This is a genomic window from Aquincola tertiaricarbonis, from assembly GCF_000969605.1.
GTDB lineage: Bacteria > Pseudomonadota > Gammaproteobacteria > Burkholderiales > Burkholderiaceae_C > Aquincola > Aquincola tertiaricarbonis.
This window is the reverse complement of sequence record NZ_JZUE01000038.1, coordinates 1-16,793: the sequence shown is the minus strand read 5'-3', so window position 1 is coordinate 16,793 and position 16,793 is coordinate 1. Positions and strand designations below refer to the sequence as shown.

Below are 16,793 nucleotides of genomic sequence, written 5' to 3'. Positions count from 1 at the left end.
TCGCAATGCGGTCACGCCAGCCGCGCCGCGGCGGCGGCCATCGCGTCGATCACGTCGGGCATCTCGCCGACGGCCGCATGCAGCCTGAACTGCACGCCGGCATGCTCGGCCTGCAGCCGCTCCATCAGGGCCGGCAGGTCCTTGCGGACATGGCCGCCGGCACCCAGGAACAGCGGCAGCACGTCGATGCGCCGGCAGCCCGCGGCCACCAGCGCGGCGGCCGCCGCGGGCAGCTCGGGCTGCATGAACTCCAGGTAGGCCAGCTGCACCTGCAGGCCGGGCCGCTGGGCGCGCACTCGCGCAGCCACCGCCTCGAAGGGCTCGGCCCAGCGCGGATCACGCGCGCCGTGGGCGAACAGCAGCAGGCCGCCGCCATGGGAAGAAGGGTCGCTCATCGGTACCTCACGAGCCAGGTGAAGGCCGCCAGCGACATCAGCAGGTACAGCAGGCTGGGCGTGGCGGCGACCACCCAGGGTGTCCAGTTGCGCAGCAGGCCGAGGTGGCTGGCCACGTTGTTCAGCAGCACGAAGCTGATGCCCAGCAGGATGCCGCCGAACACCTTCAGGCTGACGCCGCCCGAGCGTGCGTGCAGGTAGGCGAAGGGCAGGGCCAGGCCCATCATCACCAGGCAGGCGAAGGGATACAGCGCCTTCTTCCAGAACAGGATGGCATGGCGCTGCGCGGCCTGTTCCTGGTCTGTCAGGTGCATGCTGTAGCGCCACAGCTCGATGGTGGACATGGTGCTCACCGGCAGCACCGCCGCGGCCACCACGTCGCCGGTGAGGCTGGTGGGCCATTCGAGCTGCGCATGCTTCTCGTCCACCAGCCTGGCGCCAGCCACGTCGGTGGGCCAGTGGGTGACGGTGGCCTGCGCCAGCTGCCAGTGGCCGCCGTCGGTCACCCGGCCGCTCTCGGCGCCCACGCGGGTGAGCAGCCGGCCGTCGCGGTCGAACTCGAAGATGCGGATGCCCTGCAGCCGGCCGTCGGCGGTGGTGCGCTGCACGTTGACCGAGATGTTGCGCTCACCTTCCGGCGTGCTGCGGCGGTCCTTCAGCCAGGCGCCGGCGCGGCCCAGTTCGCGCCCGCCCTGGGTGCGCGACTGCACCGCCACCGCCTGCCGTTCCGAGGCCGGCGCCACGTAGTCGCCGATGACGAAGGTGACGATGGCGAAGGCCGCGCCCAGGCCGGCCAGCAGGGACAGTGCGCGGCCCGGGCCCAGGCCACCGGTGCGCAGGATGGTGAACTCCGACGACTGCGCCAGCCGCGACATGGCGTAGATGGCGCCGATCAGCACGGCGATGGGAAACAGCTCATAGAAGTGGCCCGGCATGTCCAGCAGGCCGGACAGCAGGGCCGAGCCGATCGTGAAGCCGGGCCGGCCCACCTTGTCCAGCGCATCCACGAAGTCGATGAAGAAGAACAGCGACAGGAAAGCCAGGGCCACGAACACCACGGCGCTGGAGATGTCGCGGTACAGCAGGCGGCGCACCGTCTTCATGCGGCAGCCCTCCGGGCGCTGCGCCAGCGCAGCGTGGTGCCATGGTCGCGCCACCACAGCAGCGCCAGGCCCACGCCGAACATGCTGCCGTGCAGCGCCAGCAGGGAGGCGCCCAGCGACAGCCGGCCCGAGGCGATCCAGGCCTGCGACAGGTTGATGAGGTTGTAGTAGACGATGAAGCCCAGCAGCGCGAACAACAGGTTCCAGTTGCTGGCGCGGCGCGGGTTGGTGGCCGCCAGGCCGATGCCCAGCAGCAGCAGGTTGCCCGCGCCCAGCAGCAGGCCGAAGCGCCAGGCCAGCTCCGCCTGGTTCTTCAAGGTGGGGTTGTTCATCAGGTCGACGGTACGGGTGGCGCGGGGCGGTTGCTCGCCGGCACGCTGCACAGAGCGTTCGTCGGCCAACACCCGGTAGGTCTCGAAGCGTGACAGCGTGCGGTTGCCGGTGGTCAGGTCGGTCTCGTTGCGCTGGCCGCTTTCCAGCACCAGCCAGCGGCCGTCGTCATGGGTTTCCAGCCGGCCGCTGCGCGCGGAAATCACCGACTCCTTCTCGCCGTCGTGCGTCAGCACGAACACGTTGCGGGCATTGGGCGACTGCTCGGTCTCGCGCTCGACGAAGAACACCCGGCTGCCGTCGCGCGAGGTCTGGAACACGCCGGGCGTCACGCGAGACAGGTCCGAGCGCTGCTGGTAGCGGTCGCGCAGGTCGGTGGAATTGCGGTTGCCCCAGGGCCAGACGAACAGCACCAGCGCGCCCACCACCACCAGCACCGGCCAGCAGGTGCGCAGCACCGGCTTGACGAAGCGCGACAGGCTGACGCCCGAGGCGCTCCAGATGGCCATCTCGCTGTCCCGGTAGATGCGCCCGAGCGTCACCACGATGGCCACGAAGAGGGACAGCGCCAGCATGGTGGGCAGGTGGCCCAGCGAGGTGTAGCCCAGCAGCAGCACCACGTCCTGCGGGCCGATCACGCCGCCGGCTGCCTGTCCGATGGTGCGGATCAGCATGATGGTCAGCACGATGGTGAGGATGACCACGAGGGTCGCACCGAAGGTCCTGGATAACTCTTTGCGCAGCGTCGTATCGAATAACATCGTGCGTTCTTCAAACCTGCGCGCATTATGGACTTCCGTTCTCTCTCCATCGGCCCGTCGGGGCTCGGTTCGCTGGCAGCCGATGCGCTGCTTGTCGTGGTGGTGGGTGAGGCCGTGCCGGCCACGCTCGACACCCCCGTGGCCGCGCTGTTGAACGATGCCATCGCGCAGGGCGACTTCGCCTTGAAGGCGGGCCGCAGCCTCTATCTCCACCGCCCGGCCGGCCTGAAGGTGCCGCGGCTGGCCTTCGCCGCCGCGCCGGCGTCCACCGTCAAGGCCTTCAAGGCCGCGGTGGCCGCGGGCGTGGCCACGCTGAAGGCGTTGGGCGCCAAGCACCTGGCCGTGGCCTGCGCCGGCGCGCCGCTCACGCCCGCGCATGCGGACGCCCTGGTGGGTGCGATCGGCGATGCGGTCTACCTCTATACCCAGTCCAAGCCCAGTGCGCCGCCGGCCTCCAAGCTGGCCAAGGTCACGCTGCTGTGCACCCGCGAGGAAGCCACCGGCCTGCAGAAGGGCCTGCTGCGCGCCGCCGCGGTGCATGAAGGCGTCACCCTGGCGCGCGAATGCGCCAACCTGCCGGGCAACATCGCCACGCCCACCTTCCTGGCGGAGCAGGCCAAGTCCATCGGCAAGCAGTTCGGCATGAAGGTGCAGGCCTTCGACCGCAAGGCCGTCGAGAAGATCGGCATGGGCTCCTTCCTGTCGGTGGCGCAGGGCTCGGACGAGCCGCTGCAGTTCATCGTCATGCAGTACCAGGGCGCCGGCAAGAACGACGCGCCGGTGGTGCTGGTGGGCAAGGGCATCACCTTCGACACCGGCGGCATCTCGCTCAAGCCCGGTGCCGAGATGGACGAGATGAAGTTCGACATGGGCGGCGCGGCCAGCGTGCTGGGCACCATGCGGGCCATCGGCCAGCTCAAGCCCAAGGTCAACGTCGTGGCGCTGATCCCCTCGTGCGAGAACATGCCCAGCGGGCGCGCGGTCAAGCCGGGCGACGTGGTCACCAGCCTGTCGGGCCAGACCATCGAGATCCTGAACACCGACGCCGAAGGCCGGCTGATCCTGTGCGATGCGCTCACCTACGCCGAGCGCTTCAAGCCCAAGGCGGTGGTCGACATCGCCACGCTCACCGGCGCCTGCGTGATCGCGCTCGGCCACATCCACAGCGGCCTGTTCACCGCCGACGACCAGCTCGCCGCCGACCTGATGGCCGCGGCCGACAGCGCGCTCGATTCCGCCTGGCGCATGCCGCTGGACGAGGAATACGGCGAGGGCCTGAAGAGCAACTTCGCCGACATGGCCAACATCGGCGGCCGCCCGGGCGGCGCCATCACCGCGGCGATGTTCCTCAAGCGCTTCACCGCCAAGTACCGCTGGGCGCACCTGGACATCGCCGGCACCGCCTGGAAGGGCGGCGCGGCCAAGGGCTCCACCGGCCGGCCGGTGCCGCTGCTGACGCACTTCGTGCTGCAGCAGGCCCGCTGAAGCGCCCGGCCCGCCACACGCGCCAGCCGTGCCTGCCACCGTCGAGTTCCACACCGGCATGGCCGACAAGATCGGCTTCGCCTGCCGGCTGCTGCGCAAGGCCTACGCCAGGGGCGCGCGGGTGGCGGTGACCGGTGCGCCCGAGCTGCTGCGCCAGCTCGACGATGAGTTGTGGCTGTTCGAGCCTCAGCAGTTCGTGCCCCATGTGCGGCTGAAGGCGGGGCAGCAGCCCGCACCGCGGCTGCTGCGCACGCCGCTGTGGTTGCTGGATGCCGGCGCCGAGCCCCCGCACCGGGAGGTGCTGGTGAACCTGGGTCCGGCGATGGCCGAAGGTCCCGACGATTTCCAGCGCGTGATCGAGCTGGTGGGCGGCACGCCCGAGGACCGGGACGCCGGCCGCCGCCGCTGGCGTGCCTGGGAGGCGGCCGGTGCGAAGATCGTGCACCACGCCCAACAGGCGCCAGGCGGCCCGGCACCCGGGCCTGCCTGAGCGTTGCCCCCGAGGAGCTGCCCGATGAGCACGATGTCCCGCTCGGCCCTGCCCACCTTGACCGAGATCGTCCGCGTCGACGCGGCCGCGGACATCGCGCAGCTGCCCGAGCCGCCGCTGCTCGATGCGGTGATCGCACCCGGCCTGCCCACCGACCACCAGCTCACCCAGCGGGTGCTGGCCGACGTGCAGCGGCAGATCGACCTGATGCTGGAGTACCGGCTGCGCGAATCGCTGGCGCCGGCCATGGCGCGACTGACCGAGGCCCTGGTGCACGAGGCCCGCACCGAGCTGGCCAGCACGCTGCGCGACGTGGTGGCGCGCGCGGTGGCGCAGGAACTGGCGCGCCAGCGCGGGCGCTGAGCCCCTGCGGCAAACCCTCGTCAGGGTTTGCGAGCGTCTGTCATCGGCCGGCGCCTTCTGCACGTTCAGGGCCCACGCCGATCGGGTTTCCACCACAGGTGGCACAGGGCCTGCTACAGGAAAGCGCTGGGCAGAACAGGCACTGTTTTGGAGTATCTTCTCGGCCGTTGAGAAACCCACCCATACCTCTCAACCCATCAATCGGAGAGTTTGAATGCAAGTCAAGTTGAACGTGATCGTTGCCGCTGCCGCCGTGCTGTTCGCGGGCGCCACGAGTGCCCAGGAACTGGTGGTGAAGATCGGCCACGTCGGCCCCACCAGCGGCCAGATCGCTCACCTCGGCAAGGACAATGAAAACGGCGCCCGCATGGCCATCGACGAGCTCAACGCCAAGGGCGTGATGATCGGCGGCAAGAAGGCCAAGTTCGAACTGCTGGCCGAAGACGACGGCGGCGACCCCAAGCAAGGCACCGCTGCCGCGCAGAAGCTGGTCGACAGCAAGGTCAACGGCGTGATCGGCCACCTGAACTCGGGCACCACCATCCCCGCGTCCAAGATCTACAGCGACGCCGGCATCCCGCAGATCTCGCCCTCGGCCACCAACCCGAAGTACACCCGCCAGGGCCTGAAGACCACCTTCCGCGTGGTGGCTGACGACGTGCACCTGGGCGGCACGCTCGGCAAGTACGCCGTGACCGAACTGAAGGGCAAGTCGATCGCCGTCATCGACGACCGCACCGCCTACGGCCAGGGCGTGGCCGACGAGTTCGAGAAGGGCGTCAAGGCCGCCGGCGGCAAGACCGTGGGCCGCGAATTCACCAACGACAAGGCGACGGACTTCACCGCCATCCTGACCAGCCTGAAGGGCAAGCAGCCCGACGTGGTGTTCTTCGGCGGCATGGACGCCGTGGCCGGCCCGATGCTGCGCCAGATGAAGCAGCTGGGCATCAATGCCAAGTTCATGGGTGGCGACGGCATCTGCTCGGGCGAGCTGCCCAAGCTGTCGGCCGGCACCATGGGCGACGGCCAGGTGGTGTGCGCCGAAGCCGGCGGCGTGGAAGGCGATTCCAAGGCCTCGCTGGACAAGTTCAAGGTCGACTTCAAGAAGAAGTTCAACGCCGACGTTCAGATCTACGCCCCCTACGTGTACGACGCCGTGATGGTGATGGCCGATTCCATGGTCAAGGCCAACTCCGCCGAGCCGGCCAAGTACCTGCCGGTGCTGGCCAAGGCCAGCTACAAGGGCGTGACCGGCAACATCGCCTTCGACGAGAAGGGCGACATCAAGAACGGCGCGCTGACCCTGTTCACCTACAAGGGTGGCAAGCGCGAGCAGATCGCCGTCGTGCGCTGATCGACGTCGCTCTGCAGCCCAAGACGCCCGCCTTCCGGCGGGCGTTTTTCTTGGCCGCGCGGAATGGGGCTACGGGCGGGAACCGCCCCGGCGCATGACGCTCCCACAGGTCATACCAGCAGGAGGGAAGCGGTGCCGCACAGTGTTTCGTTGATCACCACCATCGCGGCGGGCCTGGGCCTGGCGCTGGTCCTGGGCTTCGTGGCCGTGCGGCTGAAGCTGCCCGCGCTGGTGGGCTACCTGCTGGCGGGCGTGCTCATCGGGCCCAGCACGCCGGGCTTCGTGGCCGACCTGGACATCGCCGGCCAGCTGGCCGAGATCGGCGTGATGCTGCTGATGTTCGGCGTGGGGCTGCACTTCTCCCTGGACGACCTGCTGGCGGTGCGGCGCATCGCGCTGCCCGGCGCGGTGGTGCAGATGGCCGTGGCCACGCTGCTGGGCGGCGCGGCCGCCTGGGCCTGGGGCTGGAACCTGGGTGCGGCGCTGGTGTTCGGCCTCAGCCTGTCCGTGGCCAGCACCGTGGTGCTGCTGAAGGCCTTGGAAGCCGCCGGGGTGATGGACTCGATGAACGGCCGCATCGCCGTTGGCTGGCTGGTGGTGGAGGACCTGGCCATGGTGCTGGTGCTGGTGCTGCTGCCGCCGCTGGCCGGCTGGCTGGGCGGCCAGTCCGCGCCGGGGCCGGAGCTGTGGGCGACGCTGGGCTGGACGCTGCTGCAGGTGGCCGCCTTCATCGCGCTGATGCTGCTGGTGGGCCGGCGCGTGTTCCCGTGGCTGCTGTGGCAGGTCACGCGCACCGGCTCGCGCGAGCTCTTCACCCTGTGCGTGGTGGCGGTGGCGCTGGGCATCGCCTACGGCTCGGCGGCGCTCTTCGGCGTGTCGTTCGCGCTGGGTGCCTTCTTTGCAGGCATGGTGATGCGCGAATCGGAGTTCGCGCACCGCGCGGCCGAGGAATCGCTGCCGCTGCGCGATGCCTTCGCGGTGCTGTTCTTCGTGTCGGTGGGCATGCTGTTCGACCCGCATGTGCTGGTGGACCAGCCGCTGCGGGTGCTGCTGGTGGTGGCCATCGTGGTGGTGGGCAAGTCCATCGCGGCCATGCTCATCGTCATGCTGTTCCGCTATCCGCTGAACACGGCGCTCACCGTGTCGGCCGGGCTGGCGCAGATCGGCGAGTTCAGCTTCATCCTGGCCGCGCTGGGCATGAGCCTGGGCCTGCTGCCGGCGCAGGGGCAGAGCCTCATCCTGGCCGGCGCGCTGATCTCGATGGCGCTCAATCCGCTGGTGTTCGCGGCCATCGAGCCGGCGCGGCGCTGGATCCTGGCGCACTCGGCGACCGCGCGGCGCCTGGAAGCCGCCGACGATCCGCTGGCCGAACTGCCCACCACCACGGCCGAGCGCTTCCTGTCGGGCCAGGTGGTGCTGGTGGGTTATGGCCGGGTGGGCCGGCGCATCGCCGCGGCACTGGCTGAGGCCGGCGTGCCCTATGTGGTGGCCGAACAGAACCGCGAGCTGGTGGAAAGCCTGCGCGCGCAGGGCGTGCCGGCGGTGTCGGGCGACGCGGCCGATCCGGCGGTGCTGATCCAGGCGCATGTGGCCCGGGCCAGCATGCTGGTGATCGCCACGCCCGACACCCTGGACGTGCGGCAGATGGCCGAGACCGCCAGCCTGCTGAACCCGGGCATCGAGATCGTGGTGCGCACCCACAACGAGGCAGAGGGCGAACTGCTGCGCAGCGAACAGCGCATCGGCCGCGTCTTCATCGGCGAGCGCGAACTCGCCACGGCCATGGCCGGCTTCGTGCTCGGCCGCTTCGGCAAGGCATGAAAAAGGGCCGGTGCACCGGCACCGGCCCTTCAGCGGATCACACGGTGATCAGGCGGGCGTCGAATCGCGCAGCGCCTTGATCTGGTCGTGGTTGGCCTGCACGCCGGCCATCTGGCGTTCCACCACCTGGCGCACTTCGGCCGGCAGCTCCTGCTTCAGGGCCTTGCGGTAGGCAGCCAGGGCGGTGTCCTCGCCGCGCTCGCACTCTTCCAGCACGGCGTGGTCGCCGCTGCCCGGAGTCAGCGCATCCTTGATCGACACCCAGCCGCGGTGCAGGGCGCCGGCGGCGCTGCCGCTTTCCTCGGGCTTGCCACCGAAGCGCACCACCAGGGTCTGCAACTCGGCGGCGCCGCGGGCGCAGTCGGCCGCACGGCGTTGCAGGGTTTCCTTCAGGGCCGGGGCGTTCACCCGCTCGGCCGACTTGGCGAAGCCGTACTCGCCGTCCTTGGAGGTCTCGATGAGGTCGTTCAGTACACCGATCACGTCGCGGTCGTTCATGCCTATCTCCTTGTTCAAGTCCAATGACCCCTCCATGATGGTCACCGCACCGGGGGACCGCAGCCGGAAGAGGGCGGGCAGCGATGTACGAAGGCGCCTACGCGGCGTCAGGCGGCAGGCCGTGGCCGGTCAGTGGTGCAGGGGCAGCGCGGCGGCGCCGGCTGCCACCAGCTGCAGGTCGGCGCACAGCGGCGCGGCCGGCCAGTCGGCGCAGCAGGCCCGCGCGGCCACACGGTCGGCCTCGTCCCAGGCGTCGGCCGCAGCCATCTCGGCATCGGTGGGCTCGTCATGGCGGAAGCTGCAGCCGCTCCAGCGGTCGCGCTTGTGCACCGCGGCCAGGGCCTGGTCGGCACTCAGGCCGTGGGCGGCGAGGTAGGCCAGCGCGGCCCGGATGCCACGTTGCTGCTCCTCCTCGGTCGCGCCTTCGATGTTCACGCGCAGTTCCATTCCGCCGCTCCTTCCAGCGCCGCCCGCCAGGCGGCGGCCACGGCCATCGGCAAGCCGGGTGCCCGTGCGCCGACAATGCACCATGTCCTTCGCCTCCCTGGGCCTGTGCCCCGCCCTGCAAGAAGCCGCCGCATTGCGCGGCTACGACCACCCCACCGAGATCCAGCTGCGCGCGATTCCGGCCGTGCTGCGCGGCGAGGATGTGCTGGCCCAGGCCCGCACCGGCTCGGGCAAGACGGCGGCCTTCGTGCTGCCGCTGCTGCAGCAGCTGCTGGCCACCCACCGCGACGGCCCGCGCCGCCTGCGCGGCCTGGTGGTGGTGCCCACCCGCGAGCTGGCGATGCAGGTGGCCGAGACGCTGCACGACCTGTCGCACGGCCTGGCGGTGCGGGTGAAGACGGTGGCCGCCTATGGCGGCGTGTCGATCAATCCGCAGATGATGGCGCTGCGCGGCGAGGCCGACTTCGTGGTGGCCACGCCCGGCCGCCTGCTGGACCTGGTGCAGCACAACGCGCTGCGCCTGTCGGGCCTGCAGGTGCTGGTGCTGGACGAAGCCGACCGGCTGTTCGACCTCGGCTTTGCTGAAGAGCTGCAGCGGCTGCTGGCGCTGCTGCCGTCGCGGCGGCAGAACCTGTTCTTCTCGGCCACCTTCGCGCCGCCGGTGCAGGCGCTGGCCGAGGCGCTGCTGCGCCAGCCGGTGCGGCTGCAGGTGGCCGATGCACCCGAGGCGGTGCAGCCGGCCATCGTGCAGCGCGCCATCGTGGTGGATGCACCACGGCGCACCCAGCTGCTGCGCACGCTCATCGAGCAGGGCACGGCCGACGGCAGCAGCCGCCAGGTGCTGGTGTTCGCGGCCAGCCGCTACGCCACCGAGCTGGTGGCCGACAAGCTGCGCCGCGCCGGCATCGACGCCGGCGCGCTGCATGGCGAGCTGAGCCAGGGCGCGCGCACGCAGGCACTGGCGGCCTTCAAGTCCGGCGCGCTGCGGGTGCTGGTGGCCACCGACGTGGTGGCCCGCGGCATCCACGTGCCACGCCTGCCGCTGGTGGTCAACTTCGACCTGCCGCGTTCGGTGACGGACTACACCCACCGCATCGGCCGCACCGGCCGAGCCGGCCTGGCCGGCACGGCCATCAGCTTCGTGACGCCGGAGGCGGAGGCCCATTTCCGGCTGATCGAGAAGCGCCAGCAGATGCGGCTGCCGCGCGAGGTGGTGCCGGGCTTCGAGCCCGGCCCGGTCGCTGAGCCGCCCGCGGCGCCGGCGGCCGACCCCCACGGCGGCGTCAAGGGCCGGCGCAAGAGCAAGAAGGACAAGCTGCGCGAGGCCGCCGCCCGCGGCGGCTGAGCCCGGGCCGGCGGCCGCCGGGCCGCTACAGTGGCTGCATCCTCAGCCATAGCAGGGTCATGCAGTGAACGGTCCGATGGTGTTCCACCCGGCGCAGGACGCCGATCCCCAGGAAAGCGCCGAATGGCGCGACGCGCTGGCCGCGGTGCTGGCGCAGGCCGGGCCCGAGCGGGTGCGGCAGATCATGGACATGCTGTCGGCCACCGCGCGCCAGCCGGCCATCGGCTGGCAGCCGCAGCGCGGCACACCCTACGTCAACAGCATTCCGCCCGAGGCCCAGCCGCCGTTCCCCGGCGACCTGGCCATCGAGGAGCGCCTGGCCTCGCTGATGCGCTGGAATGCCCTGGCCATGGTGATGCGCGCGAACCAGGCCTATGGCGAGCTGGGCGGCCACATCGCCAGCTATGCCAGCGCGGCCGACCTGTTCGAGGTGGGCTTCAACCACTTCTTCCGTGCCGACGACCTGGTGTTCTACCAGGCGCATTCGGCTCCCGGCGTGTATGCCCGCGCCTTCCTCGAAGGCCGGCTGGGCGCCGACGACCTGGCCCATTACCGGCAGGAGATCACCGCCCGCCAGCGCGGGGTGCAGGGCCTGTGCAGCTATCCGCATCCGTGGTTGATGCCGGACTTCTGGCAGTTCCCGACCGGCTCGATGGGCATCGGCCCCATCTCGTCGATCTACCACGCGCGATTCATGCGCTACCTGCAGCACCGCGGCCTGCAGGCCACGGCCGGCCGCACCGTGTGGGGCGTGTTCGGCGACGGCGAGATGGACGAGCCCGAGAGCATGAGCGCGCTGACCCTGGCCGCGCGTGAGCAGCTGGACAACCTGGTGTGGGTGGTCAACTGCAACCTGCAGCGGCTGGACGGCCCGGTGCGCGGCAACGGCCGCATCGTCGACGAACTGGAGGCGCTGTTCGCCGGTGCCGGCTGGCGCGTCATCAAGCTGGTGTGGGGCTCGGACTGGGACGGCCTCTTCGCGCGCGACGCCGGCGGCGCCATCGCCGAAGCGTTCTCGCACACGGTGGACGGCCAGTTCCAGACCTTCGCCGCGAAGGACGGCCGCTACAACCGCGAGCACTTCTTCAACCAGAACGAAGCCTTGCGCGCGCTGGCCCAGGGCCTGACCGACGAGCAGATCGACCGCCTGAAGCGTGGCGGCCACGACCTGGTGAAGATCCATGCCGCCTACCACGCGGCGCTGCACACCAGCGGCCGGCCCACGGTGATCCTGGCGCAGACTAAGAAGGGCTACGGCATGGGCGAGGCCGGCCAGGGCCGCATGACCACACACCAGCAGAAGAAGCTGGACCGCGCCGACCTGGTGGCCTTCCGAAACCGCTTCGCCCTGCCGCTGACCGACGACGAGGCCGCCGGCCTGCAGTTCATCAAGCCCGCCGACGACAGCCCGGAAATGCGCTACCTGCATGCACGCCGCCAGGCCCTGGGCGGGCCGGTGCCGGCGCGCCGCAGCCCGCACCTGCCGCTGGCGCTGCCCGAGCCGGCGCGTTATGCCGACTTTGCGCTCAACGCCGCCGGCAAGGAGATGAGCACGACCATGGCCTTCGTGCGCATGCTGGCCAACCTGCTGAAGGACCCGGTGCTGGGCCCGCGCATCGTGCCCATCGTGGCCGACGAGGCCCGCACCTTCGGCATGGCCAACCTGTTCAAGACCATCGGCATCTATGCCAGCACCGGCCAGCACTACGAGCCGGAGGACATCGGCTCGGTGCTCAGCTACCGCGAGGCGCAGGATGGCCAGATCCTGGAGGAGGGCATCAGCGAGGCCGGCGCCATCAGCTCCTGGGTGTCGGCGGCCACCAGCCATTCGGTGCACGGGCTGCCGATGCTGCCGTTCTACATCTACTACTCGATGTTCGGCTTCCAGCGCATCGGCGACCTGATCTGGGCCGCCGCCGACCAGCGCGCCCGCGGCTTCCTGCTGGGGGCCACCGCCGGGCGCACCACGCTGGGCGGCGAAGGCCTGCAGCACCAGGACGGCCACAGCCTGCCGATGGCCGCGGCCGTCCCCAACTGCAAGGTGTACGACCCGGCCAGCGCCGCCGAATTCGCGGTGATCCTGGACGACGGCATGCGCCGCATGCTGCAGCAGGGCGAGGACTGCTTCTACTACGTCACGCTGATGAACGAGAACCAGCCGCAGCCCTCGCTGGCGCCGGAGCGGCATGCCGACGTCATCCGCGGCCTGTACCGCCGCCAGGCGGCGCCGGCCGATGCACCGGCGGTGCGGCTGCTGGGCTCCGGCACCTTGATGGCCGAGGTGGAAGCCGCCGCCCGGTTGCTGCAGGACGACTGGCAGGTGGCGGCCGAGCTGTGGTGCGTCACCAGCTACAGCGAGCTGGAACGCGAGGCCAAGGCGGCGCAGCGCCAGCACCGCCTGCACCCCGGCCAGCCCGCGCCCGCCAGCCATCTGTCGACCTGCCTGCCCGGCCACGTGCCCATCGTGGCCACCAGCGACTACATCCGCGCCTGGCCGCAGCTCATCGCGCCGTACCTGCAAGCGCCAATGACGGTGCTGGGCACCGATGGCTTCGGCCGCAGCGACACCCGGGCCGCACTGCGCCGGTTCTTCGAGGTGGACCGCCACCACATCGTGCTGGCTGCGCTCACGGCGCTGGCGGACCGGGGCGCGCTGGACCGCGGCCTGTGCATGCAGGCCATCGAGCGCTATGCGCTGCAGGACGACGGCATGCCGCCGTGGCAGGCTTGAGGTACCGCTGCGTTACAAACTCTCTGACCTTTGGTTTCAGCTCCGACACTTGTGTGGGAAAGCGCTTACAACGCCGCATGTAATCCATCGGAACAGGGGGATGAGCCGCACAAGGCGGTCACGGAGACTTCGCTGCGTCGCCCCCTGCCGTCCTGGGGGCGCTTTCAACAGGGAAGTCCAACAATGAAACTGAACCACCTCGTCGCCGCCGCCGTGCTCGCCGTCTCGGGCGCCCAAGCCTTTGCCGTCACCCAGGGCGAAAGCTTCAACACCGCTTCGTCGACCTACAAGTTCGGCGCCTCGGAAATCGACGCCAACGGCACCTTCACCTTCACGCTGGACGCCACCGAAGGCGCCATGCCCGGCATGTACAACATCCTGGGCTCGCTGAGCGCCACGAACTTCTCGTTCACCGGCGTGACGCTGAACGGCAGCGCGTGGGACCTGACGGCCGACAGCAAGGGCAAGGTCCGCTTCGCCGACATCGAGCTGTCGTCGACCATTCCCCTGACGCTGTCGGTGTCGGGTGTGAAGTACGGCACGGGCGCCGGCGTGTTCAGCGGCGAGCTGGTGATGGCCCCGGTGCCGGAACCCGAAACCTACGCGCTGATGCTGGCCGGCCTGGGCGCCGTGGGCTTCGTGGCCTGGCGCCGCCGCTCGAACTGAGCTGCAGCCGCACTGAACGGACAGAGGGCCCCGCGGGGCCCTTTTTTCATGGCCGCACCGCGCGGGCGATGGCATCCAGCATCGCATCGACCGCATACGGCTTGCGCAGCACCCGCGCGTCGGTCTCGATCGGCTGGGCCGAGTAGCCCGTGGCCAGCACCACCGGCAGGCCGGGCCGGTGCGTGCGGCACCAGTCCGCCAGGTCGATGCCGGTGAGCATGCCCGGCATCACCACGTCGGTGAACAGCAGGTCGAAGGCTTCGCCGGTGAGCAGCCGGGCGCGCGCCTCGTCGGCGCTGCCGCACAGCTTCACCTGGTGGCCGGCATGTTCCAGCGCCGGCACCACCACCGACGACACCAGCATGTCGTCCTCGGCCATCAGGATGCGCAGCATCGGCAGCGGCGCGGGCGGCGGGGCATCCGGCTGCTGCGGCGCCGGAGACAGCTCGGACGTGGGCAGGATCAGCGTGACGGTGCTGCCGCTCCCCGGGGTGCTCTGCAGCCGGATGTCGCCGCCGGAGCGGCGCGCGAAGGCATGCACCTGCGCCAGGCCGAGCCCGCTGCCGGCGCCCACCGGCTTGGTGGTGAAGTAGGGCTCGGCGGCCTGTTCCAGCGTGCGGGCGTCCATGCCGCTGCCGTTGTCCACCACCTCCAGGCAGGCATAGCGGCCGGGCGGCAGCTTCAGTGTCTCGTCCGCATGCGCCGGGCGGCCGATCACCTGCACCGTGCCGCCGTCGGGCATCGCATCGCGCGCATTGAACACCAGGTTGAGCAGTGCCAGCTCCAGCTGCGACGGATCGACGAACAGCGTGGGCATGTCCGGCGCCACCGCGGCCACCAGTTGCACCCGGTCGCCCAGCGCCTTGCTGGCCAGCTCGCGGCTCTTGAGCAGCTGGTCGGCCAGGCTCACCGGCTGCGGCTGCAGCGGCACCGAGCGGCCGAAGGTCTGCATCTGCCGCACCAGGTCGGCGGCCTTGCCGCTGGCGCGCAGCGCGGCCTGCACCACCCGCCGCTGCGGGCCTTCCGGCGCACTGCGGTTGACCAGCTGCAGCCCGGTCATGATGGTCTGCAGCAGGTTGTTGAAGTCGTGCGCCAGGCCGCCGGTCAGGCGGCCGATGGCCTCGTGCTTCTGGCCTTCCAGCAGCTTGGCCTGGGCCTGTTCGGCCTGGGCCACCGCCTGGGCCACGCGCTGCGCCATCTCCTGCGCCGACTGCTGCAGCCGCTGGCCGGCCACATGCAGTGCGCGGCCCACCTGGTTCACCTCCGACACGCCGGTGTGCAGCTCGGGCGGCACCTCCTCGGCACCCAGGCGGGCGGCGCTGTCGCGCAGTGCCAGCAGCGGCGCGCCGATGCGGTTGGCCGCCACCACCGCCAGCCCCAGGCCCAGCAGCAGCAGCACGCCCGAGGCGGCCACCGCCTGCAGGGTGACGCGGCGGGCCGCCTCGTTCAGCGTGCGCAGCGGCAGCCCGATGACCACAGACCAGCCGTAGCGGTTGGGCGCGGTGAGGTAGGTGAGCGAAGGCACGCCGTCCAGCGTGACCGTCTCGGCCAGGCTTTCGCGGCCGGCCTTGGCCCGTGCGAGCACGTCGCCGGTGGCGCTGCTGCCCAGCCAGCGCAGCGGGTCGCGGTTGCGGGCGATCACGCGCTGCTGCTGGTCCATCACCGTGGCCACGCCGCCTTCGGGCCAGCGCTGCTGGTCCACCACGGCCTGCACCACCGCGGGCTCGAAGGCCACGCCCACGTTCAGCCGCGGCGGTTGCGGCCCGCGCGGCGCCACGAACACCGCCACCACCGGCTGCTGAAGCCGCGGCCCGCTGGGGGTGAAGACCACCTGCGGCTCGCCCTCGCTCCATGGCGCGTCGGGCAGCCGCGGCACGGCGGAGGTGCCGAAGGGATGGCGCGTGTTGGCCAGCTGCCGCTCGCGCTCCACCACGAAGGCCCAGGCGCCGCTGGCGCTGGTGGCCACGCTGGCTTCCTGGTGGAAGCGGGCGAGGTCGTCCTGCAGCAGCGCGCTGGAAGCGCCGAGCGCGCCGGCCAGCACCACCCGCTTGTCCAGCTCGCGTTCCACCAGGCCGTTGAGGCTGCGGCCGAGCTGCTGAATGCGTTCGATCGCCGCATCCGCCTCGCGCAGGTAGGTGGCACGGGCCAGAAGGCCGAAGCCGGCCACGGCGGGCAGCCACACGGCCAGCACCAGCAGCAGGAGACGGGTACGAATGCTCACGCCAGGCTCACGGACGACACGACAAGCTTGCAAAGGTAACAGCGACGGCGCCCGCCCCGCCTGAGGTTGCGCAAAGCCGCCAAAAAAAGAGCGGGCCCGGGGGCCCGCTGGAAGCACATGGGACATGTGCCAGGAGGAGACGGTGAAACCAGGAGATGAGGCGCGCGGTGTCAGTGCAGCGCCGCCGGCACGGTGAGCGAGCCGCCGGCCTTGCCCTTGCCGGCACGCGCCGGCGGGTGGCACAGGCCGCAGGTGTAGTGGCGCGCGATCTCGTGCGGATGGGTGACGAACTGGCCGCCGCAGCTGTTGCAGCGGGTGGTGGTGAGCATGCCGTTGTCGATGAACTTCACCAGGCGCCAGGCGCGGGTGATGGACAGCAGCGGGTCGAGGTGCTCGGCCGCGGTCTGCTCGAGGTACAGCCTGTAGGCCTTGATGACGATGTCGATGTCGTCCAGGGCCGCCACCTTGTTCAGGTATTCATGGATGTTCATGAACAGGCTGGCATGGATGTTGGGCTGCCAGGTCATGAACCAGTCGGTGGAAAACGGCAGCTGGCCCTTGCTGGGGCTCTTGCCCGCCACTTCCTTGTACAGGCGCAGCAGCCGCTCATAGCTGAGGTCGGTCTCCGATTCCAGTACCTGCAGCCGGGCGCCCAGGTGGATCAGCTGGACGGCGCGATCGACCTGCTTCGCTTCGTCCAGGATGCTCTTGTTGCGTGCCATGGTGCGGGTACGGCGGTGGAGGTTCAGGCGGCTTCCTGGTGGCGGCCGGCCATCAGGATGG

At 70.5% G+C, this 16,793-nt stretch carries 15 protein-coding genes; 8 read left to right on the top strand and 7 right to left on the bottom strand.

The window, feature by feature from the left end:
- Positions 1 to 11: 11 nt before the first annotated feature.
- Genes VO99_RS25970 through lptF form a run of 3 tightly spaced genes read right to left on the bottom strand, consistent with a single transcriptional unit; the run spans position 12 to position 2,589 of the window.
- Entirely contained in the window at positions 12 to 395 is a 384-nt protein-coding gene (locus VO99_RS25970) for a sirohydrochlorin chelatase (RefSeq protein ID WP_046115868.1), read from the bottom strand.
- On the bottom strand, positions 392 to 1,498 hold the full coding sequence (gene lptG, locus VO99_RS25965; protein WP_046115893.1) for an LPS export ABC transporter permease LptG: 1,107 nt from the start codon (positions 1,496 to 1,498) through the stop codon (positions 392 to 394). Before lptG ends, VO99_RS25970 begins: the two co-directional genes overlap by 4 nt.
- The gene (lptF, locus tag VO99_RS25960; RefSeq protein ID WP_046115867.1) at positions 1,495 to 2,589 is read right to left on the bottom strand and encodes an LPS export ABC transporter permease LptF; all 1,095 of its coding nucleotides are present in this window, start codon (positions 2,587 to 2,589) and stop codon (positions 1,495 to 1,497) included. The genes lptG and lptF overlap by 4 nt, the downstream gene beginning before the upstream one ends.
- A 27-nt stretch (positions 2,590 to 2,616) precedes the next feature.
- Here lptF and VO99_RS25955 point away from each other — a divergent pair, with 27 nt between their 5' ends.
- The 5 genes from VO99_RS25955 (at position 2,617) to VO99_RS25935 (ending at position 8,102) form a co-directional block, all read left to right on the top strand.
- The gene (locus VO99_RS25955; RefSeq protein ID WP_046115866.1) at positions 2,617 to 4,074 is read left to right on the top strand and encodes a leucyl aminopeptidase; all 1,458 of its coding nucleotides are present in this window, start codon (positions 2,617 to 2,619) and stop codon (positions 4,072 to 4,074) included.
- 28 nt (positions 4,075 to 4,102) lie between these two features.
- On the top strand, positions 4,103 to 4,564 hold the full coding sequence (locus tag VO99_RS25950; protein WP_232315555.1) for a DNA polymerase III subunit chi: 462 nt from the start codon (positions 4,103 to 4,105) through the stop codon (positions 4,562 to 4,564).
- A gap of 24 nt (positions 4,565 to 4,588) precedes the next feature.
- Positions 4,589 to 4,927: a hypothetical protein gene (locus VO99_RS25945; RefSeq protein ID WP_052736638.1), complete on the top strand. Its 339-nt coding sequence runs from the start codon at positions 4,589 to 4,591 to the stop codon at positions 4,925 to 4,927.
- Positions 4,928 to 5,141: 214 nt separating this feature from the next.
- On the top strand, positions 5,142 to 6,281 hold the full coding sequence (locus VO99_RS25940; protein WP_046115865.1) for a branched-chain amino acid ABC transporter substrate-binding protein: 1,140 nt from the start codon (positions 5,142 to 5,144) through the stop codon (positions 6,279 to 6,281).
- Between the two features lie 132 nt (positions 6,282 to 6,413).
- Positions 6,414 to 8,102 carry a cation:proton antiporter domain-containing protein gene (locus VO99_RS25935; protein WP_046115864.1) on the top strand — a complete coding sequence of 563 codons (1,689 nt, stop codon included), beginning with the start codon at positions 6,414 to 6,416 and terminating at the stop codon, positions 8,100 to 8,102.
- A gap of 48 nt (positions 8,103 to 8,150) precedes the next feature.
- Here the strand turns inward: VO99_RS25935 and VO99_RS25930 are convergent, their stop codons facing one another.
- Both VO99_RS25930 and VO99_RS25925 read right to left on the bottom strand, forming a co-directional pair.
- Positions 8,151 to 8,600: a PA2169 family four-helix-bundle protein gene (locus tag VO99_RS25930; protein WP_046115863.1), complete on the bottom strand. Its 450-nt coding sequence runs from the start codon at positions 8,598 to 8,600 to the stop codon at positions 8,151 to 8,153.
- A 129-nt stretch (positions 8,601 to 8,729) separates the two neighbouring features.
- Positions 8,730 to 9,047, bottom strand: a complete 318-nt coding sequence (locus tag VO99_RS25925) for a hypothetical protein (protein ID WP_046115862.1) — start codon at positions 9,045 to 9,047, stop codon at positions 8,730 to 8,732.
- An 82-nt stretch (positions 9,048 to 9,129) separates the two neighbouring features.
- Between VO99_RS25925 and VO99_RS25920 the strand changes: the two genes are divergently transcribed.
- From VO99_RS25920 to VO99_RS31035, 3 genes are all read left to right on the top strand, one after another.
- Positions 9,130 to 10,392, top strand: a complete 1,263-nt coding sequence (locus tag VO99_RS25920; RefSeq protein ID WP_046115861.1) for a DEAD/DEAH box helicase — start codon at positions 9,130 to 9,132, stop codon at positions 10,390 to 10,392.
- Positions 10,393 to 10,468: 76 nt separating this feature from the next.
- Positions 10,469 to 13,123 carry an alpha-ketoglutarate dehydrogenase gene (mdeB, locus tag VO99_RS25915; protein ID WP_046115860.1) on the top strand — a complete coding sequence of 885 codons (2,655 nt, stop codon included), beginning with the start codon at positions 10,469 to 10,471 and terminating at the stop codon, positions 13,121 to 13,123.
- A gap of 183 nt (positions 13,124 to 13,306) precedes the next feature.
- Positions 13,307 to 13,789, top strand: coding sequence for an FxDxF family PEP-CTERM protein (locus VO99_RS31035; protein WP_046115859.1), 483 nt, complete (start codon positions 13,307 to 13,309; stop codon positions 13,787 to 13,789).
- 46 nt (positions 13,790 to 13,835) lie between these two features.
- On the opposite strand, the gene VO99_RS29240 is transcribed toward VO99_RS31035, so the two are convergent.
- A complete protein-coding gene (locus VO99_RS29240; protein WP_052736637.1) occupies positions 13,836 to 16,010 on the bottom strand; it encodes an ATP-binding protein in 2,175 nt (724 codons plus the stop codon).
- Between the two features lie 170 nt (positions 16,011 to 16,180).
- Positions 16,181 to 16,732, bottom strand: a complete 552-nt coding sequence (gene flhC, locus VO99_RS25900) for a flagellar transcriptional regulator FlhC (RefSeq protein WP_046115858.1) — start codon at positions 16,730 to 16,732, stop codon at positions 16,181 to 16,183.
- Positions 16,733 to 16,793 lie beyond the last annotated feature (61 nt).